Origin of the sequence: Propionivibrio dicarboxylicus (genome assembly GCF_900099695.1) — a bacterium.
GTDB classification, from domain to species: domain Bacteria; phylum Pseudomonadota; class Gammaproteobacteria; order Burkholderiales; family Rhodocyclaceae; genus Propionivibrio; species Propionivibrio dicarboxylicus.
In genome coordinates this window covers 178,758-204,622 of the sequence record NZ_FNCY01000003.1, presented here as the reverse complement: position 1 = coordinate 204,622, position 25,865 = coordinate 178,758, and the positions used below count along the sequence as shown (strand labels likewise).

General features: G+C 63.5%; 25 protein-coding genes. 10 read left to right on the top strand and 15 right to left on the bottom strand.

Features of this window, described 5'->3' with window-relative positions:
• Positions 1-23: 23 nt before the first annotated feature.
• The 4 genes from BLR25_RS05990 to BLR25_RS05975 all read right to left on the bottom strand — a co-directional run bounded on the left by BLR25_RS05990 (position 24) and on the right by BLR25_RS05975 (position 2,009).
• Entirely contained in the window at positions 24-809 is a 786-nt protein-coding gene (locus BLR25_RS05990) for a peptidylprolyl isomerase (protein ID WP_091935255.1), read from the bottom strand.
• An 86-nt stretch (positions 810-895) separates the two neighbouring features.
• On the bottom strand, positions 896-1,168 hold the full coding sequence (locus tag BLR25_RS05985; protein ID WP_091935252.1) for a BolA family protein: 273 nt from the start codon (positions 1,166-1,168) through the stop codon (positions 896-898).
• Positions 1,165-1,467, bottom strand: a complete 303-nt coding sequence (locus BLR25_RS05980) for a YciI family protein (protein ID WP_091935249.1) — start codon at positions 1,465-1,467, stop codon at positions 1,165-1,167. The genes BLR25_RS05985 and BLR25_RS05980 overlap by 4 nt, the downstream gene beginning before the upstream one ends.
• Positions 1,467-2,009 (bottom strand): septation protein A, encoded by a 543-nt coding sequence (locus BLR25_RS05975; protein ID WP_091935244.1) that lies wholly within the window; start codon positions 2,007-2,009, stop codon positions 1,467-1,469. Before BLR25_RS05975 ends, BLR25_RS05980 begins: the two co-directional genes overlap by 1 nt.
• 104 nt (positions 2,010-2,113) lie before the next feature.
• Between BLR25_RS05975 and BLR25_RS05970 the strand changes: the two genes are divergently transcribed.
• Both BLR25_RS05970 and BLR25_RS05965 read left to right on the top strand, forming a co-directional pair.
• Complete coding sequence (locus tag BLR25_RS05970; protein WP_091935530.1) at positions 2,114-3,166, top strand: HD domain-containing phosphohydrolase; 1,053 nt, start codon at positions 2,114-2,116, stop codon at positions 3,164-3,166.
• A 38-nt stretch (positions 3,167-3,204) separates the two neighbouring features.
• Positions 3,205-3,549, top strand: coding sequence for an Hpt domain-containing protein (locus BLR25_RS05965; protein WP_091935240.1), 345 nt, complete (start codon positions 3,205-3,207; stop codon positions 3,547-3,549).
• A 22-nt stretch (positions 3,550-3,571) separates the two neighbouring features.
• Here BLR25_RS05965 and bioD read toward each other — a convergent pair whose 3' ends face one another.
• The 6 genes from bioD to BLR25_RS05935 are packed head-to-tail and all read right to left on the bottom strand — an operon-like array spanning position 3,572 to position 9,444.
• On the bottom strand, positions 3,572-4,240 hold the full coding sequence (gene bioD / locus BLR25_RS05960) for a dethiobiotin synthase (RefSeq protein WP_091935236.1): 669 nt from the start codon (positions 4,238-4,240) through the stop codon (positions 3,572-3,574).
• 12 nt (positions 4,241-4,252) lie between these two features.
• Complete coding sequence (gene bioC, locus BLR25_RS05955; protein ID WP_091935232.1) at positions 4,253-5,023, bottom strand: malonyl-ACP O-methyltransferase BioC; 771 nt, start codon at positions 5,021-5,023, stop codon at positions 4,253-4,255.
• Positions 4,989-5,765, bottom strand: coding sequence for an alpha/beta fold hydrolase (locus tag BLR25_RS05950; protein WP_091935228.1), 777 nt, complete (start codon positions 5,763-5,765; stop codon positions 4,989-4,991). The genes bioC and BLR25_RS05950 overlap by 35 nt, the downstream gene beginning before the upstream one ends.
• Positions 5,762-6,925 (bottom strand): 8-amino-7-oxononanoate synthase, encoded by a 1,164-nt coding sequence (gene bioF, locus BLR25_RS05945; protein ID WP_091935225.1) that lies wholly within the window; start codon positions 6,923-6,925, stop codon positions 5,762-5,764. The genes BLR25_RS05950 and bioF overlap by 4 nt, the downstream gene beginning before the upstream one ends.
• On the bottom strand, positions 6,922-8,256 hold the full coding sequence (locus BLR25_RS05940; protein WP_091935221.1) for an adenosylmethionine--8-amino-7-oxononanoate transaminase: 1,335 nt from the start codon (positions 8,254-8,256) through the stop codon (positions 6,922-6,924). The genes bioF and BLR25_RS05940 overlap by 4 nt, the downstream gene beginning before the upstream one ends.
• A 12-nt stretch (positions 8,257-8,268) precedes the next feature.
• Complete coding sequence (locus tag BLR25_RS05935; RefSeq protein ID WP_091935217.1) at positions 8,269-9,444, bottom strand: DUF2863 family protein; 1,176 nt, start codon at positions 9,442-9,444, stop codon at positions 8,269-8,271.
• Positions 9,445-9,532: 88 nt separating this feature from the next.
• Here BLR25_RS05935 and yaaA point away from each other — a divergent pair, with 88 nt between their 5' ends.
• Entirely contained in the window at positions 9,533-10,324 is a 792-nt protein-coding gene (gene yaaA / locus BLR25_RS05930; RefSeq protein ID WP_091935213.1) for a peroxide stress protein YaaA, read from the top strand.
• On the opposite strand, the gene BLR25_RS05925 is transcribed toward yaaA, so the two are convergent.
• Positions 10,283-10,807 (bottom strand): putative toxin-antitoxin system toxin component, PIN family, encoded by a 525-nt coding sequence (locus BLR25_RS05925; RefSeq protein ID WP_218122644.1) that lies wholly within the window; start codon positions 10,805-10,807, stop codon positions 10,283-10,285. The genes yaaA and BLR25_RS05925 overlap by 42 nt on opposite strands.
• Before the next feature lie 150 nt (positions 10,808-10,957).
• Here BLR25_RS05925 and BLR25_RS05920 point away from each other — a divergent pair, with 150 nt between their 5' ends.
• From BLR25_RS05920 to BLR25_RS05890, 7 genes are all read left to right on the top strand, one after another.
• Positions 10,958-11,941, top strand: a complete 984-nt coding sequence (locus tag BLR25_RS05920) for a tRNA dihydrouridine synthase (RefSeq protein ID WP_091935210.1) — start codon at positions 10,958-10,960, stop codon at positions 11,939-11,941.
• Entirely contained in the window at positions 11,931-12,602 is a 672-nt protein-coding gene (gene trmB / locus BLR25_RS05915; protein WP_091935207.1) for a tRNA (guanine(46)-N(7))-methyltransferase TrmB, read from the top strand. Before BLR25_RS05920 ends, trmB begins: the two co-directional genes overlap by 11 nt.
• A gap of 106 nt (positions 12,603-12,708) precedes the next feature.
• Positions 12,709-13,071 carry a YkgJ family cysteine cluster protein gene (locus BLR25_RS05910; protein ID WP_245715482.1) on the top strand — a complete coding sequence of 121 codons (363 nt, stop codon included), beginning with the start codon at positions 12,709-12,711 and terminating at the stop codon, positions 13,069-13,071.
• Positions 13,072-13,083: 12 nt separating this feature from the next.
• Positions 13,084-13,308 (top strand): RNA-binding S4 domain-containing protein, encoded by a 225-nt coding sequence (locus BLR25_RS05905; protein ID WP_091935198.1) that lies wholly within the window; start codon positions 13,084-13,086, stop codon positions 13,306-13,308.
• Between the two features lie 134 nt (positions 13,309-13,442).
• On the top strand, positions 13,443-16,040 hold the full coding sequence (gene acnB, locus BLR25_RS05900) for a bifunctional aconitate hydratase 2/2-methylisocitrate dehydratase (RefSeq protein WP_091935194.1): 2,598 nt from the start codon (positions 13,443-13,445) through the stop codon (positions 16,038-16,040).
• Positions 16,041-16,274: 234 nt separating this feature from the next.
• Complete coding sequence (locus BLR25_RS05895; RefSeq protein ID WP_218122643.1) at positions 16,275-16,637, top strand: hypothetical protein; 363 nt, start codon at positions 16,275-16,277, stop codon at positions 16,635-16,637.
• Between the two features lie 8 nt (positions 16,638-16,645).
• The gene (locus BLR25_RS05890) at positions 16,646-17,194 is read left to right on the top strand and encodes a YMGG-like glycine zipper-containing protein (RefSeq protein WP_245715481.1); all 549 of its coding nucleotides are present in this window, start codon (positions 16,646-16,648) and stop codon (positions 17,192-17,194) included.
• Between the two features lie 91 nt (positions 17,195-17,285).
• On the opposite strand, the gene BLR25_RS05885 is transcribed toward BLR25_RS05890, so the two are convergent.
• From BLR25_RS05885 to BLR25_RS05870, 4 genes are all read right to left on the bottom strand, one after another.
• A complete protein-coding gene (locus BLR25_RS05885) occupies positions 17,286-19,304 on the bottom strand; it encodes a PAS domain S-box protein (RefSeq protein ID WP_091935185.1) in 2,019 nt (672 codons plus the stop codon).
• 62 nt (positions 19,305-19,366) lie between these two features.
• Positions 19,367-19,801, bottom strand: coding sequence for a bacteriohemerythrin (locus BLR25_RS05880; RefSeq protein WP_176785766.1), 435 nt, complete (start codon positions 19,799-19,801; stop codon positions 19,367-19,369).
• 41 nt (positions 19,802-19,842) lie between these two features.
• Positions 19,843-24,285 carry a response regulator gene (locus tag BLR25_RS05875; protein ID WP_091935177.1) on the bottom strand — a complete coding sequence of 1,481 codons (4,443 nt, stop codon included), beginning with the start codon at positions 24,283-24,285 and terminating at the stop codon, positions 19,843-19,845.
• Positions 24,282-25,856: a GAF domain-containing protein gene (locus tag BLR25_RS05870; protein ID WP_091935173.1), complete on the bottom strand. Its 1,575-nt coding sequence runs from the start codon at positions 25,854-25,856 to the stop codon at positions 24,282-24,284. Before BLR25_RS05870 ends, BLR25_RS05875 begins: the two co-directional genes overlap by 4 nt.
• Positions 25,857-25,865 lie beyond the last annotated feature (9 nt).

The following is a 25,865-nucleotide window of genomic DNA, read 5'->3' as shown; positions in this document are numbered from 1 at the left end:
GGCGCTCTGTCGGTGCTGTTGGCTTACTGGACCTTGGCCTTGGCGCGCAGGTCTTCGACCATCTTGCTGATCTGTTGCGACTGGGCTTGCTGCAGCAGGCGCGGCTTGAGTTCGTCGAACGGCGGGACGGCGAGCGGACGCGTCTCGTCGAGCAGGATGACGTGGAAGCCGAATTCCGACTTGACCGGGGTTTCGGTGTACTTGCCGTTGCTCAGGCTGGTCAGCGCGTCGGCGAACGGCTTGACGAAGTTGTTGGCACTCGACCAGCCGAGGTCGCCGCCGCTGTCCTTCGAACCCGGATCGATCGATTGCTTGGCCAGTTCGTCGAACTTGGCGCCCTTCTTGAGGTTGTCGATGATCGTCTTGGCTTCGGCCTCTTCCTTGACGAGGATGTGGCGCGCCTTGTATTCCGTGCTGCCGAGCTGCGCCTTGATGGCGTCATACTGCGACTTGAGTTGGGCGTCGCCGATCGGATTCTTGCGCGCATATTCCTGCACGTAGGCGCGGATGATGATCGACTGGCGCACGGCCTCGGCCTGGGCGACGATGTCGGCCTTCTTGTCGAGGCCGGCTTTCTTGGCTTCCTGCATCAGGAGTTCGCGGCGGATCAGTTCCTCGCGTACGGCATCCTTGACTTCGGGCGAGTCGGGGGCGCCTTGCGCCTTCTGCTCGGCAATGAAGACATTGGCCATGGTTTGCGAAACGGGGGAACCGTTGACGGTGACGAAGGTGTTGCCTGCCGCCAGCAGGGGGGCCGACATCATCGCGCCGACGAGCAGGGCGGCCGCATGTTTCGTGAATTTTTGCATGTGAGATCCTTGGGTCTGACCGAGCGGGTGAAAAACGTCTAGGATAGGAGTTCTTCGCGTCGGAGTAAATGGGATAAACAGAGGGGTCAGGCTTCTTCCGGCGATTTCGCGTCGATGACGAGCGCATGGATGCGGGCGTGCATCAGGTCGCCGAGCGCGTCGAAGACGAGGCGGTGCCGCGCCAGTCTCGGTTTGCCGGCGAATGCCTCGGAAACGATGCGCAGGCGGTAATGCCCGCCCTTGCCGGCACTGCCGTGACCGGCGTGCGCGGCCGAATCGTCGGCGATCTCGATCGACCGTGGCGCCAGCGCCGCCAGCCGTTCGCGCAGCAGCGCTTCGGTATCCGGCGCCTGGGTCATGCCGGCAGGACCTTCTTGAACGGCTTGACGGTGACGCGTTCGTAGACGCCGGCGGCAACGTAGGGATCGGCATCGGCCCAGCGCTGAGCGGCTTCCAGCGACGGAAATTCGGCGACGATCAGGCTGCCGGTGAAGCCGGCGGGGCCGGGATCGAGCGCGTCGATCGCCGGACACGGGCCGGCCAGCAGCATCCGGCCTTCGGCCACCAGCGCCTGCAACCGCTCGATGTGCGCCGGACGGGCGGCCAGACGGGCGTCGAGCGAACCGGGGCGATCTTCTCCGATGATCATGTAAAACATTATTTTTTCTCCTCGTCGATATATTTCGAGAGCATGAGACCCTGCGCCAGCGCGAAGACGAGCATCAGGCCCATGCCGCCGAACAGTTTGAAGTTGACCCAGGCATCGGTCGAGAGCCCGAGCGCAAAGGCGACCGTCAGGTTGGCGATGCCCATGAAAACGAAAAAGCCGATCCAGGCGGCGTTGAGCTTCTCCCAGACCGGGTCGGGGAGGGTGATCTGTTCGCCGAGGACTGTGCGGATCAGGTTCTTGCGGAAGAACAGGCGGCTGCCGGCGAGGCCGAGCGCGAGCGTCCAGTAGAGCACCGTCGGCTTCCATTTGATGAAGGTTTCGTCGTGCAGCAGCAGCGTCGCGCTGCCGAAGACGGTGATGATCGCAAGGCTGGCCCAGAGCATGCCGTCGACGCGGCGGTGGCGGAACCAGGTCCAGCCGATCTGGGCGACCGTCGCGGCCATGGCAACGCCGGTAGCGACGAAGATGTCACCGAACTTGAATGCGGCGAAAAACAGGAGAACCGGGAAAAGGTCGAAGAGGAATTTCATCGGGAAGCCGGGTGGTGCGAACGGTGAGCGGATTATGGCGGCAAAGGCCGGGTGTGTCCAATCGCCGCTTTGATATACTCGTCATAAAGGAGATCGGCATCGGCATGAATCGGATTGCGATCATCGATGACAGCGAAATCAACCGGGTCTTGTTCGGCGCTCTCGTCGGCAAGCTGGGCCTGTGTCATGCCGAACTGTTTCGCGATCCTGTCGACGGGCTGGCCTGGTGTCTCGCCCATGCGCCGGATCTGATCGTCGTCGATTACATGATGCCGGACATGGATGGCATCGAATTCATTTCCCGCCTGCGCGCCTCGCCGGGCATGGAAGACGTGCCGGTGCTGATGATCACCGCCAGCGACGATCGCGGCGTGCGCCATGAGGCCCTGCGCCGCGGCGCCTCGGATTTCCTGACCAAGCCGGTCGATCATGTCGAGTTCTCGACGCGCGTGCGCAACATGCTGGCGCTGTCGAACGGGCGCAGGAAACTCGCCGACCGCGCCGCCTGGCTGGCCGAGGAAGTGGCCAAGGCGACCGAAGCCGTGCATGCGCGCGAGCAGGAGTTGCTGATCCGCATGTCGCGCGCGGCCGAATTCCGCGATCCCGAAACCGGTGCGCACATCCTGCGCATGGCGCATTATTCGCGCCTGATCGCCGAAGAACTCGGTCTTCCGGACGACGATTGCCGGCAGATCTTCCAAGCCTCGCCGATGCATGACATCGGCAAGATCGGGATTCCCGATCACATCCTGCTCAAGCCGGGGCGACTGACGCTAGAGGAATTCGAGGTGATGAAGCGGCATGCGCAGATTGGCCACGAATTGCTCAAGGGCAGTGCGTCGATGATCCTGCAGGCGGCAGCGACGATTGCCGTGTCGCATCACGAGCGTTTTGACGGCGTCGGTTATCCTTGTGGGGTCGTTGGCGAGGCGATTCCGTTGTATGGGCGGGTCGTCGCGGTGGCGGATGTTTTCGATGCGCTGACCTCGACACGTCCGTACAAGCCGGCCTGGTCGCTCGATGAGGCGGCGGCCTATCTCCGCGATCAGTCGGCGGCACATTTCGATCCGGCCTGCGTCGATGCGTTTTTCTCGCGCTGGGACGCGGTGCAGCAGATTCATGCACAATATCGTGATGAAGTGGGCAAAGGCGGTTGATGCCTGGGCCTGGTGATAATTGACAGGAGAATAACGGGATGGCGGGGGGAGATAAAATTTACGACCGGGCGGAAGCACTGACCCGGCTCGACGGTGACGAGGCGCTGTTCAAAGAGATGGCGGAAATGTTCGTCGGTGAATGCGAGTCCTACTGTCAGGCGCTTGCCGGCGCGCTGGCGTCGCGTGAGGCGGCGCAACTGCGGCGGGAAGCGCACACGGTCAAGAGCCTGCTGGCGACCTTCTCGTTCGAAGCCGGGCGCCAATTGGCCGCGCGGCTGGAGCAACTGGCGGCGGGCGGCACGATCGAAGGCGCCGAGTCGCTGACGCAGGATCTGATCGTTGCCGTGCGGCAGCTCGCCGCTGCTTTGGCTGCGGACGCCTGAACGGACGGGCGTCCGGTCGTTTTCAGTCGGGCAGGCGCAGGTGCGCGGCGGCGGCCGCCGGTGTGCTGTTGGCCGGGATGACGCCGAGCAGCGGCGCCTTCAGCCGCGATACGAGCGCCGCGAGATTCTCGTCGAAGCGTGACATGGCCGGATCGATGCGGTTGGCGATCCAGCCGGTCAGGCGCAGGCCGCGTGCGGCGATCGCTTCCTGGGTGAGCAGCGCATGGTTGATGCAGCCGAGTCGCATGCCGACGACGAGGATCACCGGCAGGCCGAGGCGCTGGGCGAGATCGGCGGCGTCGCAGTCGCTGCCGAGCGGCACGCAGAACCCGCCGACGCCCTCGACGAGTACGACGTCGGCGAATTGCGCGAGTTGGCTGAAGGCGGCGAGGATGGTGTCGAAGTCGATCGTGCGGCCACTTTCCTGTGCCGCGATGTGCGGCGCGATCGGCGGTTCGAACAGGTAGGGATTGATCAGGTCGAGCGGCGCCGTGACGCCCGCGGCGGCGATCAGTGCGTCGACATCGTCGTTGCTGCCGGCGGCGTTGGTGCCGGCCGCGACCGGTTTCATGCCGAGGGCGCGCACGCCGTTATTTTTCAGCACATGCAGCAGCGCGCTCGTCGAAAAGGTCTTGCCGACTTCGGTGTCGGTGCCGGCGATGAACCAGGCGTGGTCTTTCGGTGCGTTCATGCGTCGATTCGTTTATTTCGTGGCGGTGGCGAGGATGACGTCGTAGCTGGCCGGCAGTCCGTCGGCGCTGCGGAAGCGTTCATAGGCGGCTTCGACGCGCTGCCAGGCGGCGCGTCCCATCATGCCGCTGCGGCCGCCCTCGCCGACGTTGTGGGCGCCGATGTCCTTGACCGCGCGCAACAGGCGTTTGAGGTCCGGGTAATGCACGGCGTGCCGCTCGCGGCGCAGCGAGATGCCGCCGAAACCGGCCTGTTCGAGGGCGGTGAGGATGGCTTCGGGCGTGTCGAAGGCGAGCGTGTGGCGATGCGCGTCGACGCCAGTGAAGGCCGTGCGCAGTTCGTGGAAGGTTTCCGGGCCGAGCGTGCTGACGGCGAGCGTGCCGCCGGGCTTGAGAACGCGGAGGGCATCGGCGAAGACGGTGGCGGCGTCGCACCACTGGATGCTCAGGCTCGACCACCAGAGGTCGACGTATTCGTTGGAGAACGGCAACTTCTCGATGTCGGCGGCGAAGCCGAGGTCGATCGCGTCACGCGCGACGTCGAGCATCGCCGGGGCGAAGTCGACGCCGATGATCGGTACGTTCGGCCAGCGCTGGCGCAGGATGCGGGCGCCGTAACCGGTGCCGCAGCCGGCATCGAGGATGCGGGTCGGCGTGGTCGGCGGTGTCAGGTGCGCGAGCAGGCGATCGCAGACGCGGCGCTGCAGGATGGCGGCGCCGTCGTAGGTACTTGCGGCCCGGTCGAAGGATTCACGAACGCGTTGCTTGATAGGGGCGGAGAGCATGACAGGTATCGATCAGCAATTCGGCGAAGCGCTCGGGCGCGCTCAGGAACGGAGCGTGCGCGGCACCGCGGAAAATTTCGAGCTGAGCGTCGGGCAGGTGATCGGCGAGCCACTGCGCAGCCGGCAGGGGCATCAGCGGATCGTTCTCACCGTGGATCAGCAGCGTCGGAATGCTAATCGTTGCGACCAGCGTGCGCAAATCGGATTTCCACAACCACTCAAGCCCTTGCAGCAGGCTGGCGGTGTCGGCGAAACGATCCGCCGGCAGGGCGCGCTGTTGCGTGCGGGTGTTGGCGCGTGCCTGCGCGTCACCCTGGTTGAGCAGCGCGATGAAGCGTTGCAGCGTGTCGGCCGGCGCGGCTTTTACCGCCGTCATGAACATCTTCAGCAGTGTCGGCGATTGTCCGTGCGACCAGCCGCGTTGCTGTGTGAAGCAGGCGGTGGCGCCAACGAGGTAGAGCGCGCGGAAGCGTTCCGGGCGGTTGTGTGCCATCTGCAGCGCCAGCATCGCGCCGAGCGACCAGCCGCAGAGGATCGTGCCGGACGGCACGGCGTCGGCAAGACGGTCGGCGGTGGCGCAAAAATCGGCGGGGTCGGCGGGGGCGTCGCCATAGCCGGGCAGATCGATGCAACGGACGTCATAGTGGGCCGAGAGTGCGTCAGTGACCGGCGCCCAGGCCTCGCGCCCGAGTCCCCAGCCGTGGATCAGCGCCAGGCCGGGTTTTTCGGCGGCAGTGCTCATGACAATCCCCTGAGTGCTTCGACGAGTTGCCCCACCTGTGCCGGCGTGTGCACGGCCGAAAGCGACACGCGCAGACGGGCAGTGCCCTTGGGGACCGTCGGCGGACGGATCGCCGGGACCCAGAGTCCGCGTTCGTACAGTGCGTTGGCGACGCGCAGCGCTTCGTGGTTGTCGCCGAGGATGATCGGCTGGATCGCGGTCGGCGAAGGCAGGAGTTGCCAGCGCGTGCCGGCCAGCCCCTCGCGCAGTTGGGCGATCAGCGCCTGCAGATGCGCGCGGCGGGCATCGCCGTGTTCGATCAGGTCGAGGCTGGCGAGCAGCGCACCGGCCATGATCGGGCTGGAACCGGTGGTGAAGATGTAGGTGCGGGCGCGGCTGATCAGCCATTCGACGACGTCGGCGGACGCAGCGACGAAGGCGCCGGCCGCGCCGGCCGCCTTGCCGAGCGTACCCATGTAAATGACGCGCGGGCTTTCGGGCACGCCGCAATACGACAGGCTGCCGCGGCCTTTTTCGCCAAGCACGCCGAAGCCGTGGGCGTCATCGACGACGAGCCAGGCGTCGAAGCGCTCGGCCAGGGCGAACAGTTCGGCGAGCGGCGCGACATCGCCGTCCATGCTGAAGACCGCGTCGGTGAGGATCAGTTTGCGCCGGGCCGGGCTGGCGGCGAGCTGGCGCTCGAGCGCGGCGATGTCGCCGTGCGCGTAGCGGAGGCTGGTGACGCCCTGTGCCTTGGCCAGCTGTGCTGCGTCGATCAGCGAGGCGTGGTTGAGCTTGTCGGCGAAGACGGCGTCGCCGCGGTCGAGCAGCGCGCCGACGATGCCGAGGTTGGCCATGTAGCCGGTCGAGAAGAGCAGCGCCCGGTCAAAGCCGCTGAAGGCGGCGAGCCGCTGTTCGAGCTGTTCGTGGACGTCGAAGTGGCCGCTGACGAGATGCGAGGCACCGCTGCCGACGCCCCACTGGCGGGCCGTTGCCGCGGCCGCCTCGATCAGCGCCGGATCGTTGGCGAGGCCGAGGTAGTCGTTGCTGCAGAAGCTGAGTAGTCGGCGTCCGTCGACGATCGCTTCCGGGCCGCAGGGCGAGGCGAGCTGGCGCCGGCGCCGACGCAGGCCGTCGCGGTCGAGCCCGGCGAGCCCTTCGCTGAGTTCGTCCCAGATCATGCCGCGAGCGTCGTGTCGAGGGCGCCAGCAAGGGCCTGGCCGAGGTGCGCGATCTCGTCGTCGCTGACGATGTACGGCGGCATGACGTAGACGGTGGTACCGATCGGCCGCACGAGCGCTTCACGCGCCAGCGCGGCGCGATAGAACTTGCGTGAGAAGGCCGGATCGTCAGTGCGCACGTCGAAGGCGGCGATCATGCCTTTCTGACGCAGATGGACGACGTCGGTACGGGCGCCGAGCGGCGCCAGCGCGGCGGCGAGCTTTTCGGCGCGCAGCTTGTTTCCGGCAATGACCTTGTCTTCGGCGAAGATGTCGAGCGTCGCCAGCGCGGCGCGGCAGGCCAGCGCATTGCCGGTGTAGGAGTGCGAGTGCAGGAAGCCGCGCGCCGTGGCGTCGTCGTAGAAGGCCTGGTAGACCTTGTCGGTGGTGAGCACGATCGAGAGCGGCAGGTAGCCGCCCGAGATGCCCTTCGACAGGCAGAGGAAATCGGGCCGGATGCCGGCCTGTTCGTGCGCGAAGAAGGTGCCGGTGCGGCCGCAGCCGACGGCGATTTCGTCGCAGATCAGGTGCACGTTGTAGCGGCTGCAGAGTTCGCGGGCGAGACGCAGGTATTCGGGGTCGTACATCGCCATGCCGCTGGCACACTGGATCAGCGGTTCGACGATCAGCGCGGCGATCGTTTCGTGGTGGCGGTCGAGATGCTGTTCGAGCGCGCTTGCCGCACGCCGGGCGACGTCGACGGCCGTCTCGCCGTCTCGCGCCAGTCGCGCGTCGGGCGTCGGCACCGTCGCGGCGCTGCGCACCAGCGGCGCGTAGGCGTCCTTGAAAATGGCGACGTCGGTCACCGCCAGCGCGCCGACGGTCTCGCCGTGGTAGCTGCCTTCGAGACAGAGGAACTGCTGCTTCGTCTCGAAGCCGCGGTTGCGCCAGCTGTGGAAGGACATCTTCAGCGCGATCTCGGTGGCCGAGGCGCCGTCGGAGGCGAAGAAACAGTGGCCGAGTGCGTGTCCGGTCAACGCCGACAGACGTTCGGAGAGTTCGACGACCGGCCGGTGCGTGAAACCGGCGAGGATGACATGCTCGAGTTCGTCGAGCTGCGCGCGCAGCGCCGCGTTGATGCGCGGGTTGGCGTGGCCGAAGAGGTTGACCCACCACGAGCTGATTGCATCGAGGTAGCGATTGCCGTCGAAATCGTAAAGCCAGGCACCCTCGCCGCGCGCGATCGGGATCAGCGGCAGCGCCGCCGCGTCCTGATTGACGTGCTGTTTCATCTGGGTGCACGGATGCCAGACGGCGGCCAGGCTGCGTTGCAGCAGTTCCGTATTGTTCATGGCAGAGGCGCTCTAGTGCAGGGTTTGCGAGGGAGCGTTGTTCTGCTCCGGCAGTTCGGCGTGTACCGGTTCGCCATCGACATTCGGATAGAGCGGCGCACCGCAGTCGTCGCAGAACTCGAACGGGAACTGCTGGTTGTGCACGACGATTTCCTTGACGCCGGACTCGCGCAGCAGCACCTCGATGTCGCTGATGACATCGGTGTTCTCGTCCTCACTGCCGAGCAGCGGCCAGATGACGCCGTGATAGATGACATCGTCGTCGCGCGGGCCGAAGGCGATGCGGTATTCTTCCAGGCGTTTGTCATAGAAGGCGCCGATGACGGCACGCAGCGATTCGGCCGGTTTGCCGAGCGTCGTTTGCAGGAAGTCGACGGAAGCGCGCAACGAATACGGGCGCGAGGCCATGTCGGCGTTGCGGCAGGCGGCGTGGTAGGCGTCGGCGAGCAGCGGCTGGAAGGCGCAGCCGGTAAGCAGCGGTTCGAGGCAGGGAGTGCCTTGCTTCGTCCATTCCTTGAGTGCCGTTTCGCGCGTCGCGTGGTCGTTCTCATTCCAGCGGAAGAGCGGCCGTCCGTGCGGCACGGCGATGGCGCCGATCAGGTAGCGCGTGTCGGAGAGGAACTGGTTCGTTTCCGGCAAGCTCGTCACGTCGAGCGCCAGCGCTTCGTTGCGGATCGCCGCGGCGCCGAGTTCGCGCATCAGGAGCCAGGTGTCGACGAAGCTGCGCGGCAGCTGGTCGGGGCTGAACAGATAGTTGGTCAGCGCGATGCGCGCGTCGGCCGAGAAGACGTGGGCGCCGAGCTGGACGCCAAGCGTCTGCAGGGTGCTGGTCGGGATCGTTCCCGAGGGGATCGAGAAGCGCGACCAGGCGAGCAGCGGCACGTTGAAGAGCAGCACGTCGTAGTCTTCGCCGTCGACGCTCAGGATGCACGATTCGGCGGCGGCCTCGACGGCGTCGGCGAGGCAGTCGTGGGCGCTGGCGTTCGAGTCGAAGAGACGGTCGAGCGCGGCGTTGAGGTCGTCCTCGGCGCCGCTTTCGAGCAGCTTGCAGATGAGGTCGGAGAGTTTTTTCTCCCAGAAGATGTCCTCGAGCTTGCCGCCGGAGTCGGCGAGGCTGGTGGCGATCCGGCCGAGTTCGGAGGCATCGGCGGAGATGCGCTTGCGGGTAGGAAGACGATTGCGTTTCATCGGACGGGGAACCTGTGCAGCGATTAATCCTCTATTGTACCAGTCGCCTCGCTACAATCTGCGCCCGCCCTCTTGTCCGGACTCCGCCATGCTGATCCTGCTTTCGCCTGCCAAAACGCTCGATTTCGAATCACCTTTGCCGCCGCTACCGCCGGCGGCGTCATCTGCGCCGCAGCCGCCGGATTTTCTCGATGCCTCGGAAACCCTGATCGGGGTCCTGCGCCAATTGTCGCCGGCCGAGATCGGGCGGCTGATGGGCATCAGCGATGCGCTGGCAGTGCTCAATGCCGGCCGCTTCTCGGCCTGGTCGCGTCCGTTCACGCCGGCCAATGCGCGTCCGGCGGCGCTGGCCTTCAACGGCGATGTTTACGAAGGACTCGCGGCGGCGACGCTGTCGCCCGAGGATCTGGCCTTCGCCCAGACGCAGTTGCGCATCCTCTCCGGCTTGTACGGCGTGCTGCGGCCACTCGACCTGATCCAGCCTTACCGGCTCGAAATGGGGGCGAAGCTGGCCAACCCGGGCGGCAAGGATCTGTACGCCTTCTGGGGCGACCGCCCGGCGGCGGCGCTGAATCGCGCGCTGGCCGAGACCGGCAGCAGCGAGATCGTCAATCTGGCGTCCGAGGAATATTTCAAGGTCGTCGCCCGGCAGTCGCTGGCGGCGCCGGTCATCCAGCCGGTTTTCGAGGACTGGAGCAGCGGTCGCTACAAGGTCGTGAGTTTCTATGCCAAGCGCGCCCGCGGTCTGATGGCGCGCTTTGCCGTTCAGGGCCGGCTGAGGTCGGCCGGCGCGCTCAAGGATTTTGCCGTCGAGGGCTATCGTTTTGCCGCCGAGGCCTCAGACGCGCAGCGCTGGGTCTTCCGGCGCCAGGCCGAGTAGCGGCAGCGCGGCTTCGGCCGTGACGATGCGAAAGGGGGGCGGCAGGCGGCGGTGTCCGGCCAGTCGCAGCAGCAGCTTGTCGCGGGTGATCAGCAGGTCGGCGCCGCAGCGCGCGGCGAGGACCAGAAATTTCTGGTCGTCGGGGTCGCGACAGCGCGGCAGCGCGATGCCCGGCGCGTCTTCGTCGGCGCCGTCGGCGTCATTGACGACGACGAATCCGGTGTAGCGGGCGATTAACGCCGCTTGTGCCGCCGGGTCGAGGGCGAAGGCGGGATAGGTGCAGACGCGTGCGAGTTCGGCCAGGCAGTCGCGGTCGGTGAAGGCGGTGCAGCGTCCGGCCGTCAGCGCGGCGAGCAGCGGCGCCGTGTGCGGGTTGGCGAAATGGAGCATGTCCATGACGATGTTGGTATCGAGGACGAGGCGCATCGGCGGCTGAACGAAATGGGTGTGCGGAAAGACGCGCGGTGGCGCGAGAGCGCGCATGATACGCGGGGATACCGGTCGCTGCGTTAAAATTCTGCCCCGCCCGGCGTTTCCGGGTTCCCGGCCAAGCCTGTTTGACGAAAGATTCCCGATGGCGTTCCTCTGTTTGAAACTCCCGGTACGGTGCCGCTTCAACGTGGGCGGGTGGCGATGAGCCGGATTCTGCTGGCGCCGATGGAGGGCCTGGCCGACTGGGTGTTGCGCGACGTGCTGACCCGGGTCGGCGGTTATGACGCGGCCGTGTCGGAGTTCGTCCGTGTCTCGGGCTCGGTGCTGCCACCGCGCGCCTTCTTCCGCATCTGCCCGGAACTCCTCAATGGTTGCCGCACGCCGGCCGGTGTGCCGATGGCGGTGCAACTGCTCGGCAGCGATCCCGGCTTCATGGCCGCCAACGCCGCGCAACTCGCCGAACTCGGTCCGCCCGGCATCGACCTCAATTTTGGCTGTCCGGCGCCGACCGTCAACCGCCACGGCGGCGGCGCCTCGCTGCTCGACGATCCGGCGCTGATCGGCCGCATCGCCCGGGCGGTGCGCGAGGCGGTGCCGGCGCATATTCCGGTCACCGCGAAGATGCGGCTCGGCCTGCACGACACCGCGCCGGCGCTGATCTGCGCGCGCGCCATCGAGGACGGCGGCGCCGCCGAACTGGTCGTGCATGCGCGTACCCGCGACGAATTCTACCGGCCGCCGGCGCACTGGGAATGGGTGGCACGCATCCGTGAAGCGCTGCGCATTCCGGTGGTCGCCAACGGCGAGGTGTGGACGCTCGACGATTATCATCGCTGCCGGGAAGTGACCGGTTGCGCCGACGTGATGATCGGGCGCGGCGTTGTCGCCGACCCGTTTTTGGCGCGTCGCATCCAGGCTTCGCTGGCCGGTGAGGCGCCGGTCGACGGCGACGACTGGCCGGAATTACGCGGCTTGCTGGCGCTCTTCTGGCAGCGCCTGCCTGAGCGCGTGCTGCCGGTGCATGCGCCAGGGCGCCTGAAACTGTGGCTCAAGTCGTTGCGCACACGCTTTCCGCAGGCCGATGCGCTCTATCTGGAGGTGCGCAGCTTAAGTCGCGTCGACGAGATCGACGCGGTCTTGCGCCGGCACAGCATCGTTGGCGAGGAGAACACGCATGCAGGCTAATTCGCGTCTGCCAAGCAGCGCCCAGACCGGCATCCACGAGCAACTCGCCGGCCTGCTCGAGCGGCACCGGCACGCACTCTTCCAGAAGCCCTTTGCCGATTACAACCGGGCGGCCTACGCGGCGAGCATGGAACGGCGCGCCCGTCAGGCGTCGCAGGCGCCGCTGATCCTCGACGCCTGCTGCGGCGTCGGCGCCAGCAGCATCGCGCTGGCGCGCGCCTTTCCCGAGCATTATGTGATCGGCGTCGACCAGTCGGCATCGCGGCTGCAGCGGCAGATCGAAGGCAAACGCGAGGGCTGGCCGGAGAATCTCGATCTTGTCCGTGCCGATCTCGTCGATTATTGGCGGCTGCTGCATGCCGACGGCGTCCGGCTCGACCGGCATTACCTGCTCTACCCGAATCCCTGGCCGAAGATCGGTCATCTGTCGCGGCGCTGGCATGGGCATCCGGTCTTTCCGGAGATGCTCGCGCTCGGCGGCGTGCTCGAATGCCGCAGCAACTGGCGGATTTACGTCGAGGAGTTCTGCTTTGCCGTCGGCGCCCTGACCGGTGCGCTGCCGGCATGCGAGGCCTATGTGGCCGAGGCGCCGCTGACGCCCTTCGAACGCAAGTACCGCGATTCGGGGCATGCGCTCTGGCGGACGGTGGTGACGCTGTGATGCCTGGCGTTCCCCCGGATTTTGAAGGTGTTTTGAAAGGAAGGGCCGTCTACAGTGGTGACAGTGCCGGTACGGCCGTGCGTCGTGCTGCTACAGTGTCCGCCTGTTGTCGTTTGTCCTCCGGGGAACCATGGCCGAGATCGCCTGTTTGACCTGCGGTGCCTGCTGCGCCGCCTTTCGCGTCGACTTCCATCGCGCCGACCTGGCGACGGCGGGGACGGACGGCGTGCCTCCGGCGCTGGCCGTGCCGGTGACCGGCAACCTGTGGCGCATGCGCGGCACCGACGATGCGCCGCCGCGCTGCGTGGCGCTGTCGGGCGAGGTCGGGCAGCAGGTCTCGTGTACCATTTATGCTTCACGCCCCGGTCCGTGCCGCGATTTCGCGCCGTACGCGCCGCTGGGCATCGGTGACGACGCCTGCGACCGGGCGCGCCGGCGTGTTGGCCTGGCGCCCTTGCAGGCGTCCTGAACAAGGAATGAGATGAGTATCGTGATCGAGGTCCGTGGCGACCATATCCAGCTGGACCAGGCGCTCAAGACGACCGGCTTGTGCCATTCGGGCGGTTTTGCCCACGCCGAGATCGAGGCGGGCAGGGTCGAGGTCGATGGCAGCGTCGAGTTGCGCAAGCGCGCCAAGCTGCGCCCCGGGCAGCGTATCGCGTACGGTGGTGAAACAATTGAACTTGTGGCGCCAAAAGCGTCATAAGTCCTTGGAGAGGTTTTCGTTCGATCGCGGTTGAACGGAAACGCGTCGCCGGCATGCCGGCGTGACGGTCGTGGTTTGAACAGGCGGACGGGAGTGTCCCGCTCGCCGCAATTCGCAGAAAGGATGGCTTTTTCATGCTGGAATCGTATCGTGCCCATGTCGCCGAGCGCGCCGCGCTTGGCATTCCGCCGCTGCCGCTGACGGCAAAACAGGTGACGGATCTCGTCGAATTGCTCAAGAACCCGCCGGCCGGCGAAGGCGAGGCGCTGGTCGAGTTGATTTCGCAGCGGGTGCCGGGCGGGGTCGACGATGCCGCCAAGGTCAAGGCCGCTTTCCTCGACGCACTGGCCAAGGGTACGGCAAAAAGCCCGCTGATCGGCCGCGCCAAGGCGACCGAACTGCTCGGCACGATGCTCGGCGGCTATAACGTCAAACCGCTGATCGATCTCTTGACCGATGCCGAGGTTGGCGCCGTCGCCGCCGAAGGGCTCAAGAAGACGCTGCTCGTCTTCGACTATTTCAACGACGTCAAGGAGCTTGCGGATAAGGGTAACGCCAACGCCAAGGCGGTGCTGTTGTCCTGGGCCGAGGGCGAGTGGTTTACCTCGCGCCCGGAAGTGCCTGCGGTACAGAAGGTCACGGTCTTCAAGGTCACCGGCGAAACCAACACCGACGACCTCTCGCCGGCGCCCGACGCGACGACGCGTCCGGACATCCCGATGCACGCGCTGGCGATGCTGAAGAATCCGCGTCCCGGCATCGACGCCGACGAACCCGGTGTGCGCGGCCCGATCAAGCAACTCGAGGCGCTGGCCAAGAAGGGCAACCTGATCGCCTACGTCGGCGACGTCGTCGGCACCGGTTCCTCGCGCAAGTCGGCGACCAACTCGGTGCTGTGGTGGACCGGCGAAGACATTCCTTTTATCCCGAACAAGCGTTTCGGTGGTGTCTGCCTCGGCAGCAAGATCGCGCCGATCTTCTTCAATACGATGGAAGACGCCGGTGCTCTGCCGGTTGAGATCGACGTCAGCCAGATGAATATGGGCGACGAGATCGAGTTGCGCGTCGATGGCGTCAAGGCGCAGGTCACCGCCTTCAAGAACGGCCAGCAGATTGCCGAAGCGTCGATCAAAACGCCGGTGATCCTCGACGAAGTGCGCGCCGGCGGACGTATCCCGCTGATCATCGGACGCGGCCTGACGGCCAAGGCGCGCGAGTCGCTCGGCCTGCCGCCCTCGACGCTGTTCCGCCTGCCGCAGGACCCGGCCGATTCCGGCCGCGGCTTCACGCTGGCGCAGAAGATGGTCGGCCGCGCCTGCGGTCTCGCTGAAGGCAAGGGCATCCGTCCGGGCACCTATTGCGAGCCGCGCATGGCGACGGTCGGATCGCAGGACACCACCGGCCCGATGACGCGCGACGAACTCAAGGACCTCGCCTGCCTCGGCTTCTCGGCCGACCTCGTCATGCAGTCGTTCTGCCACACGGCGGCCTATCCGAAACTGGTCGACATCAAGACGCATCGCACGCTCCCGTCGTTCATCACGACGCGCGGCGGCGTCTCGCTGCGTCCCGGCGACGGCGTCATCCACAGCTGGCTCAACCGTCTCTGCCTGCCGGATACGGTCGGCACCGGCGGCGATTCGCATACGCGCTTCCCGATCGGTATCTCCTTCCCGGCCGGTTCCGGCCTCGTCGCCTTCGCCGCGGCGACCGGCGTGATGCCGCTCGACATGCCCGAATCGGTGCTGGTGCGCTTCAAGGGCCAGATGAATCCCGGCATCACGCTGCGCGATCTCGTCAATGCGATTCCCTACTACGCCATCCAGCAGGGCCTGCTGACGGTCGCCAAGCAGGGCAAGAAGAACATCTTCTCGGGCCGCATCCTCGAAATCGAAGGTTTGCCGGATCTCAAGGTCGAACAGGCCTTCGAGCTGACCGACGCCTCGGCCGAGCGCTCGGCCGCCGCCTGCACGGTGCATCTCAACAAGGAACCGATCACCGAGTACCTACGCTCGAACATCACGCTGATGAAGTGGCTGATTGCCAACGGCTACGAGGACGCCCGCACGCTACGTCGCCGCATCCAGGCGATGGAAGCGTGGATCGCCGATCCGAAGCTGCTCAAGGCCGACGCCGATGCCGAATACGCCGCGGTCATCGAGATCGACCTGGCCGAGGTCAAGGAGCCGATCCTCGCCTGCCCGAACGATCCGGACGACGTCAAGCTGCTTTCCGAGGTTGCCGGGACGAAGATCGACGAGGTCTTCATCGGTTCGTGCATGACCAACATCGGTCATTTCCGCGCGGCCGGCAAGGTGCTGGACGGCAAGAGCGACATCCCGACCCGTCTGTGGATCGCGCCGCCGACCAAGATGGACGCAATGGTCCTGGCCGAGGAAGGTTATTACGCCGTGCTCGGCAAGAGCGGTGCGCGCATGGAGATGCCGGGCTGTTCACTGTGCATGGGCAACCAGGCGCAGATCCGCAAGGGCAGCACGGCGATCTCGACCTCGACGCGCAACTTCCCGAACCGGCTCGGCATCGACACCCAGGTCTTCCTGGGCTCGGCCGAGCTGTCGGCAATGTGCGCGCTGATGGGCCGGATCCCCAACGTCGAGGAGTACATGACGCAGATCCAGGCAGTCAATGCCAAGGCCGCCGACGTCTATCGCTACATGAACTTCGACCAGATTCCGGAATTCGTCGAAGCCGCCGAGCAAGTCACCGTCTGAGGTGGCGCCCGTTTCGGGGCGTGCGTTTCGAATCAACCCGCTGCCTGAGCGCAGCGGGTTTTTTTTTGCCCTCCCTTGCGTGTTTGTAACACATGCAAAATCGGGTAAAACGCCGCCCGGCGGAGGGGTGAATGGCTAGAATTCGTGCGTCGACGCAGCGAATGAGATGTCGGCACCTGTGCCGCGGCGCAGGTATATCTGGCGACCGCGTGTCGCGATTGATGGAGCATGAAGATGAAGTCTGGAAGTTGGTTGTTGGCATTAGCCTGTCTCGGGATGACGCTGTCGGCGCCGTCGTGGGCCGGCCCGCACGCGCATGTCGGCGTGGTGATCGGCCCCGGGGCGTTCTGGGGACCGCCTCCGCCGTATTACGCCCCGTATCCGTATCCGTACTATGTGCCGGCCCCGGTGGTGGTACAGACGACTCCGCCGGTTTACGTGCAGCAACCCGAGCCGGTTGCACCGGCCGCCGCCGCTGCGCCTGCCGCCTCCGGCTACTGGTATTACTGCGCGGCGAGCAAGAGCTATTACCCGTATGTGAAGGAGTGCCCGGTCGGTTGGCAGCGCGTGTCGCCGCAACCTCCCGCGCCGCAATGAAGCGAGGAATGATGATGTCTGCAAATCGTAAACGAATGGGGCTCGCGGCTGCCGTCGCCGCGCTTCTGCTGGCCGGTTGCGCGACCGTCCCGACCGGGCCGAGCATCATGGCACTGCCCGGCTCCGGCAAGACTTTCGATCAATTCCGCGGCGACGACGCCGAGTGCCGGCAGTACGCCCAGCTGCAAATTGGCGGCAATACCGGCACGGAGGTCGATCCGGGCGTGCGCAATGCGGCGATCGGTACCCTTGTCGGCGCGCTCGCCGGTGCCGCTTTCGGCGGGCATCAGGGGGCCGGAGCGGGCGCAGGAGCCGGTCTTCTTGTCGGCAGCATGAGCGGCGCCGATGCGGCACAGCAGTCGAATCAGACCGCGCAGCGCCGTTATGACAATGCCTATGTCCAGTGCATGTACGCGAAAGGACAGCAGGTGCCGGTGTCGGGCAATATGGCGCGCATGCAGATGCAGGCGCCGTCGTTGTCGGTTCCCGCGAGCGTGACGCCGGCCGCACCGATGGCAGCGCCCTATCCGCCGCCGCCACCACCTCCCGGGAGTTGACGCGCATCGCCATCGCGTCGGTGCTGGTCGAGGCCGTCGGGCAAGCGAGCAGACCCTGGCCTGGCATCGATCGGCCCGCTGGTCGGCGCGTTCATGCCGGTGTCGCCAGGCACTCGGGGGTTTCCGCCCCGATGGCATTGGCCGCCTCGATCAAGTCGGGACGCTGCGGTATGGCGACGGATGATCTTGGCGCTTCGGCGCGGATCAATGCGCATCGGCATGATCCCTGCGAATCTGTCGCCGGCAACTCGGTCAGTGTCACCGACACCGGCATTACGCTGCCATTTTTGTGTGAGCCGGACATGATCGCGCGCTGGCCGAAAACGGCCGCCGATTGCCAGTAGCCCAGCAGGCGCCTAAGCTGTTCTCCCTTCATCTCGCCTGGTGCATATCCGAACAGGGTTTCGAGCGCCGTGTTCGCCTCAATGATGATTCCGTCATCAGAGGTGATGGCGATGCCATCGGGAATCGATGCCATTATCTTGTCGTGCCAGGCGCGGATGTTCTTCTCGGTTTCTTCGTGCGCGGCGAGGCGTAGCGCCGTCTGTTCGATTCGGGTGGCCTGTGCTTCGAGCTCACGTGACTGCGACTGTGTTTCGTCGAGCAGTTGCTGTGTCTTGGCATTGCGCAGGTGAATCTCCAGATTGAGCGAGAGCAGCATGGTCAATTCATCGAGCATCTCGTTTGCACGGCTGTCGAGGGGCAATAACTGTGCGATCTCGACGATGCCGAGGAGGCGCTCGTGGCGCATGACCGGGATCAGGACGATTTCCCTTGGCAAGGTTTCCGACAGGACGGACGTAATCTTCCAGTACTCGGGTTTTACGCCGTCAATAATCAGCTTTTTCTTTTCCAGCGCGCATTGCCCAAGTAGCCCTTCCCCGACCGCGAAGGATGCGGGGATGTCGCGCGTACAGCCGAAGCTGGCGAGTAATTGCAGTGTGTCGAGTTTTTCGCCGGTGATGCGATAGACGGCGCCCTGCAGGACATTGAGCAGAACGTGTGTCGTGTCGAGATATGCCTGTCCGAGTTCCTCGGCCGATCCCGTCTGCTGGAAGTGCAACGAGGCTTGGGATAGGTGAGTCTTGTTGATTGCCTGCGCTTCTTGGCGTGCCAGAATTGCTTGCATCTCCTGCGTGGCTGTATCGCGATCGTGCTTGCGGCGCAGGAGAATGAGGATGATCGCTCCGGTCAAGAATGTGGCGAACGCGGCAGACAGGATAGGTCGCCATTCATGCGACAGCGGTAGCGAACGCGACAGGTCTTCGGCCAGAATTAGCCGCCATTTCTCACGGTTGTCGTTCCAGTAGACGCTGGCGTTGGCGACGGCATAACGTACGCCGGCGAAGGTCGTGATCTGGTTCCAATTTGGCAGCGGTAGCGCCTCCGTGTTTGACGGTTCGATGAGGGCGCCGATCGGCGAATTCATTTGCAGATCGAAGACCCCACTTCTTGGAAGCGCCACCGTAAGACGACCAATCCAGTCTTCGCGACTACTCGCAAAAACGATGCCATCCGGCGAAACGAAGAGGGCGATGTCGGTTTGTTTGGCCAATAGATTCTGTAGACGGTCGATATCGGTGCGAACCACCAGCGCGCTGATTGGATTGCCGCTCGATCCGCGCAGCGGCGTCGAGAAATAGAGGCTGCGCTCGCCGGCAAAGGGGCTGACCGCGACATGGACGCTGCTGCGATTGCCCATGGCTTCGTGGTAGTACGGCCGGTCGCTGACGTTCATGCCGACTGATTGCTTCCCGTTCATGTTCCAGGCGGCGTCGACGATGCCGCCGCGATTGAAGACAAAAACGCCGTCGGCATTAAGAGCCTTGCCGATCTTGTTGAGCAGTCCGTTATCCTTGCCCTCGTGCCAAAGTCCTATTTCAAGGATGCCGGTGGCGCCAATTGAGGCGACCAGTTGGCCGTTCATGATGTACTCCGTGATTTCCCTACTGGCGTTGCGCGCGGTGCCCTGGAGTAACTCGAGACGATCGTTTTCTTTGGCCATGCGCGCCATCTGCCCGGCGGCCACGCCGATGACAGCCGCACCGAGGAGGACTAACCCCCAGGCAATATGCCAATGCTGTTGAAGCATGCGCTCGAAACGATTCATGGTCGGCCCCCGGACTACTTGTTTTCGTTCTTGATGTTTGCGACCCCGACCCGACGCGAAGCTCAGCCCGTCGCTGTGCGCAGGTAGGCGCCGAGCTTCATGTCGGTATTGAGAATGTGATTGATCAGCCAGCTCTTCAGGAATGCGACGAGATCGGCTTTTGAAATGCGCTGGCCGCTGCCGAGTTCTTGCTTGATTTGAGTCACCCGGTCGGCGAACGCGTGGTGTTGGGCAAGGTGCGCGGACGCCTCCTCGGGCTGCTTGTCGAAGTAGCCGCTGTCGGCGGCGAAGCGCTCCTCGGTGCCGAAATGGTAGCCGGCGTAGTTGAGCAGCCCCTGCACGATCAGATCGAGCTCCGATGACGGGCTGTGATCATTGATCTTCATGTTGGCTTCGTTAAGCATGGCGATCAAAACGCGGTGTTGATCGTCGATGACCTGAATACCGGTAGCAAATTCAGGTTGCCAGAAAACTTGCCCGTCGAGTTTCTGTTCCATTGTCTGAATCTCCGAAAAGTCGCTATGCATCATGATGTTCATCATATTGCCTTGTCCAGTGCTTCGAGTGCCGCATCAAAATCGTAATTGTCGAGATGTTTCTGGACGACGAGGAATCCGGCTGGCCGTGAACTTTCCGGTAAGCGGATAATGATGCGGTCGAGCAGGTCGCCGGCCGCCGCATCGCTTTCCTTCAGCAGTTCGCGAAGTTTGGCGAGATCGGCTTCGATGTCGCTGTCGTCGTCGGCGCCTTCGCTCGCGGGCGATGCCTCCGGCTCGTATTCGGCGAGGAGTCGTCCGATGTCCTGAGTGACCGGCGTGAGCAGGGCCTCGACCCTGTCCAGCGCCGACTCGATGCGGCTCGGCTCGGGATTTTCCCGGCACGCCGTTTCGAGCGCGGCCGCCGCTTCCTGTACCTCATGTGCGCCGATGTTGCCGGCGGTTCCCTTGAGCGTGTGGGCGAGTCGTGCCGGCTCGGTCGCATCGTCACTGGTGAGTGCAGCGCGGAAATTGTCCCCGAACGCCATCTGGCCGTCATGGAATTTCCTCAGCAGGCGCAGGTAAAGCGCTTCGTTGTTCAGCGTCGTTGCCATTCCCGCGCCCACGTCGATGCCGATCAATTCAAAATGACACGGGGCAGGCGTCGTCTCGGTGTCATGTTCGGGTAGCGTCGACGAGGCGTTCGCATTATTGGGCGTTATCCATTTTGCTATCGTGGTGAACATGTCATGGGTGTTGATCGGTTTGGCGATGTGGTCGTTCATGCCGGCTGCGAGGACTTTTTCCCGGTCGCCTGTCATGGCGTTTGCCGTCATCGCGATGATCGGCATGTCGGCATGGCGCGGATCCTTGCGGATTTCCCGTGTCGCGGTGTAGCCATCCATGACCGGCATCTGGCAATCCATCAGAATGCCGTCGAACGCGGCGTCGACGGCAAGCTGGTCGAGTGCGGCCTGACCGTTCCCGGCGACGACGACCTCAATACCCACCTGGTTGAGAAGTTCGGTCGCCAATTCCTGGTTCATTTCGTTGTCTTCGACGAGGAGCAGCCTCGCGCCACCCAGTCGAGCGATCGTCTGGTGATTGCAGCCTTCCTTTTGGTGCGCGCGCGTCTCGACCAGCGAGTCCCGGCCGAGCGCGGCGCCGATCGCCTCGAGCAGGGCCGACGGTGCGACCGGCTTGGTCAGGATGGCCTGGGGCCGGACGCCGCCGCCTTCGATCGAGTCCAGAGCCTCTTCCCGTCCGTGTGCGGTGATCATGACGACGGCCGGCCGGCGCGAAAGCGGCAGCTTGAGAAGCTCCTGCTGGACTTCGATGCCATCCATGAATGGCATTTTCCAGTCGAGAAGGATCAGATCGAAAGCCTGATTCGCTGCGTCGGCCTCGATGATTTTTTCGAGCGCTTGCTGGCCGTCGAGAGCGGTATCTGTATCCAGCGAGAACCGCTGCGCAAGGTTGGTCAGGATTTCGCAGGCACTCGCGTTGTCGTCGACGATGAGCGCGCGCAATCCGGAAAACTCTTCGGCGCAAAGCATGCGCCGGGGCGACGTTTCCGACTGTAATCCGAATTTGGCGAGGAAATGGAAGGTCGCCCCTTTGCCGGGGGCGCTATCGGCCCAAATGCTTCCATGCATGAGTTCGACGAGATTCTTGGAAATGGCGAGCCCGAGTCCCGTGCCCCCGTACTTGCGTGTCGTCGAACTGTCCGCCTGGCTGAATGATTGGAATATTCTGGCGCACTGTTTCGTTGTCATTCCAATGCCTGTGTCATGAACAGAAAAATGCAGATCGATGCTTTCCGCGGTGATTTCATGGCACCGGATAGCGATGACGATTTCGCCGGTTTCGGTGAATTTGACGGCGTTATTACCGAGATTGATCAGTATCTGTCCGAGGCGCAAGGGGTCGCCGATGAGCAGGGACGGAACATCCGGCGCGATGTCGAACAATAGTTCGATGCCTTTGTCGACCGCCTTGATACCGAGCAGATTGGCGAGATTGTCGAGGACGTCCTCAAGGTGGAAACTGATACTCTCCATGCTCAAGCGCCCGGCTTCGATCTTGGAGAAATCGAGGATGTCGTTGACGATGCCGAGCAGGTTTTTGCCGGCGCGATGCACCTTGTCGATATAGTTGCGTTGGCGCTTGTCGAGTCCCGTTTGCAGCGCCAGTTGCGACATGCCGATGATCGCATTCATCGGTGTGCGGATCTCATGGCTCATGTTGGCGAGGAAGTCGCTCTTGGCCTTGGTCGCGTCTTCGGCGATGCGCTTTGCCTCGCGCATCGCGTCTTCGGCCCGCTTTCTCTCGGTAATGTCCCGATACGCGATGACCGTGCCGATCAGCTGATCGTCCTTGCGAATCGGCGTCGTCGAGTATTCGACGGGAAGCGCGGTCCCATCCTTGCACCAGAGCACCTCGTCATCGATGGTCCTGGACCGTCCATCGATCAAGGTGTGGTACATCGAGCACTCGGCAGCCGGGAAAGGGCTTCCGTCTGCACGGGAGTGGTGCACAAGCGAGTGCAGGTCGGCGGCGGTGAATTCTTCTTCGGAATAGCCCAGCATGCTTGAAGCCGCCGGGTTTGCAAAGGTGATGCTTCCAGAGGTGTCGAGGCCGACGATGCCGTTGTCGACCGAGCTCAGGATCAGGCGGCTGCGCTCCTCGAGTGCCGCCAGTTTCGCTTCAGCCGCCTTGCGCTCGCTGATGTCGCGTATCGATGCGCAGTATGACAAGCACTTGCTATCGGCATAGGGAAGTTGCGATATGCCGAGCTCTATCGGAAAAACTAGGCCGCTTCGTTGAATGCCATGCGTATTCCATGAATGCTCGCCTCCGTTGCGATGGGTTTTCGTGTCGCTGCTGGCAGCATGCCAGGCAGATCGTGGAATTGCACCGATATCCGGAACGATCGTTTCGATTGCGCGGCCGATCAGTTCGCCTTTTGCATAAGCGAACATCGCTTCCAGTTCGGTATTGACGAGCGTGATTCGCCCGTCGGCGTCGGCGACCAGCATGCCGTCCGGCGCCGATTCGACGATGCCGCGGTACCATGCTTCGGTGGCGCGGATGGCGTCCTGCTGTGCCTCAAGCTCTATCGTCTGCTCTTCAAGCAAGGCCGCCTGCCGCTTCATGTCCTCGGCCTGGCGGCGCGTTTCGGCGAGCAATTGTTGCGTGTGGGTGTTTCTCTCGAATATTTCCACGCTCATCGCAAGTATCGGCATGATGCTTTCGAGCAAGGCTTGCTCGCGATCGCCAAAGGTGCCTAAGGTGGCCAGTTCAATGACGGCGAGAAGGCGCTCGTTGCGAACCACGGGAAGCACGGCAATGCGCCGTGGCCTTGCCTCTCCGAGCGAGGAACCGATGCACACGTAGTCTGCGGGCGGTTGCGTCAGGATAATCGGTGTGCGCTCCATCGCGCATTGTCCGATCAGTCCTTGCCCGAGCCGGAAATACTGGTCGAAATTCTTGCGTTGCCGATAGGCGTAACTGCCGAGCATTCTCAGAAGCTTCTGTTCTTCTTCGAAGACGTAGAAGACGCCTTGGCCGAGATGGATCAGTGGTGCGAGCGTGGAGAGGAATTTTTGCGACAGATCGGTGAAGCTCGTTGCGGCTTGCAACTCGGCCGACAGGGTCGCCTGATGGCTCTTGATCCAGCGCTGTGTTTCCATTTCACGCGCGCCTTGTTGCAGGATGACGATCGAACGCGCGAGTTCACCGATTTCATTGTCGAAATCCGTGTGAGGAATTGTCTCGTCAAGCTTTCCGTCGGCCAGAAGCCGGACGGCACTGCCGATGTTCTCGAACGGGCCGCGAATGGCTCTTGTGAAAAGAAAACCGAGTAATCCGAATACGGCGAGATTGGCGGCGAGCAGCGCCAGCATGACTCGACGGTTCTGCTCCAGACGTTGAGCGATGGCATCCATGCTCGTGCGCGACTCGTCTTCCTGCAGCGCGCGAAGCGCTCGCACGCTCGCCTCTGCTCTTCGGGCAGAGTCCAGGAATTCCCGGCGATTGGCGTAGTCCGTCGCTTCCTGTGGCCTTTCGCTGCTTCTCTCAACGAGCAGGAGCGCCATGGCGATTTCGTTCCGATAGGCGTCGAAGTGTCTTTCGAAGTCGGAAATCTGCTTTTCGATCATTTCGGTGGAGACTGTTCGCTTGGCATTCTGGATTTCATTGATGAAAACAGTTTCGGCTTCAAGCACGCTTTTTCGTAATGATTCGCGCAGGGCGTTCGGGTGAGGCGATAGCATCCGTCGTAGTTTGCGTTCGATGTCGGTGAGCGCGACGATCGCTTCATTGAGATGAGTAATGGCCTCATAATCACGGTCGTGGATGCGCTGGTTCGTCTCCCTAATGTCATCAAGATGGTAATGGTGCTGGAACCCGATCAGCAGCGTGATGACGAGTACGATGCCGAAGCCGAACAGCAGTTTCGCCGCCAGCGAACTGCGATTGAATGCGGAGAGGATGTCCGTGTTCATGCGGAATCTTCCGTGAGGTGCGGTTCATTTTGCTTCGAGACGTAAGCGGCCTCGTGACGAATCTTGATTTCAAGATTCATCGCGAGCATTGGCAGCATGGTCTCGATGCATATTTCCTGATCATCGCTCGGGCGTTCGGGCAAGGCCATTTCGAGGACGCCGACGAGGTTTTTGTTCAGTTCTATGGGGCAGATGACAACGCAGGACGGTGGCGCTTCGCCAAGTCCAGAATGGATCTGCCAGTGCACGTCGTCAGTGGCCTCGAGCATGATGCGTGATTGTTGCAGCGCGCACTGGCCGACGAGTCCCTCGCCGATGTCGAGACGCGCCGGCGGTTGCGTTTCGCAGGCATAGCTCGCGACCAGTTGCAGTTTTCCGCCTGCATCCTTGGCGTACAGAACTCCTTGCAATATGCCGAGCAGTGTGTGCGCTCCGCTTAGGAATGTTCGGGCGAGCGCCTCGGTGTTGTCGCTCTGTTGCAACTGCAGCGAGAGCGTTGCGATCACCTCTTTCTGCCGGGCATGGGCTTCCTGAATCTGCGCGTAGTTGCGGATTTTTTCGCTTGCCTCGCGTTGGCGATAGTGACTGCGCAGGAGCGTGATGAGTAATAGGGCGATGGTTGCGGTGATGGCCCCTGACAGCAGCGCCGCCGTCAGGATGCTCTGCTTGGAGACCGTTTCTTCCAGGGATTCCATGAAAACCAGGGACCAGTCACCGAGAGGGTCGTTCCAGTGAATCGGAGTGCTGGCGACGGCATACTCCTTTCCCTCGAAGGAATGGATGCCATGCGTCGTTGGAAGCATCAGCGGTGTGGGTTCGCTGATTTCGAACAACTTGCCGAATTGCTTGAAATTGCGGATTGCTTTGAGCCGTTCTGGCGATAGCGTGCCGATGATCTGCCCGAACCATCCCTGCCGATTTGCCGCGAAGATGACGCCTTGTGGGGAAATCAGGACCGCAATATGCGGAATGCCGGCGAGAATCCGGTCAATTCGGTTGAGCGAGGTGCGAGCGATGATGACGCCGATAGGCGGGGTGGTTTTTGTCGGTTGGGCAAATACGGGGGCAGCGAAATAGAGTGTCCGTTGGTTCATCGTGGTGCCCACCGCCGCATAGACATTTTCTGTGCCTTGCATTGCTACGTGGAAATAGGGGCGATATGTGAAATTTACTCCGGTTACTGGGGCATCGTTCCTGTTCCATGAAGCACGGATGATGGCGTCGGCATCGCCGACGAAGACACCTTCGGCATCGAATGCAGCGCAAATCGTCTCGAACAGTCGGTTGATCTTCGGCGTGTTTGGCATCGTACGGCTCATGCCGTCCGACTTGATTTCGTCATTGGTCAACCCGGTCAGCGAGATCGCGCCCATCAGCGTGCCGGAGATCGTCTGTGACATGATGGTGTTGCCCACGCGTTCGACGCTGGTCTCGAGTTGCGACAAGCGGTTGTTCTGCCAATAATCGCGTCCAATCAACGCCGCCAGGCCGGTGGCCATGATGATACTGGCGACGGCACAGGACCAGGTCAAACCCGGTCGCCATGTGACGAAATGATCGATCCGTTCCATACGATCCTC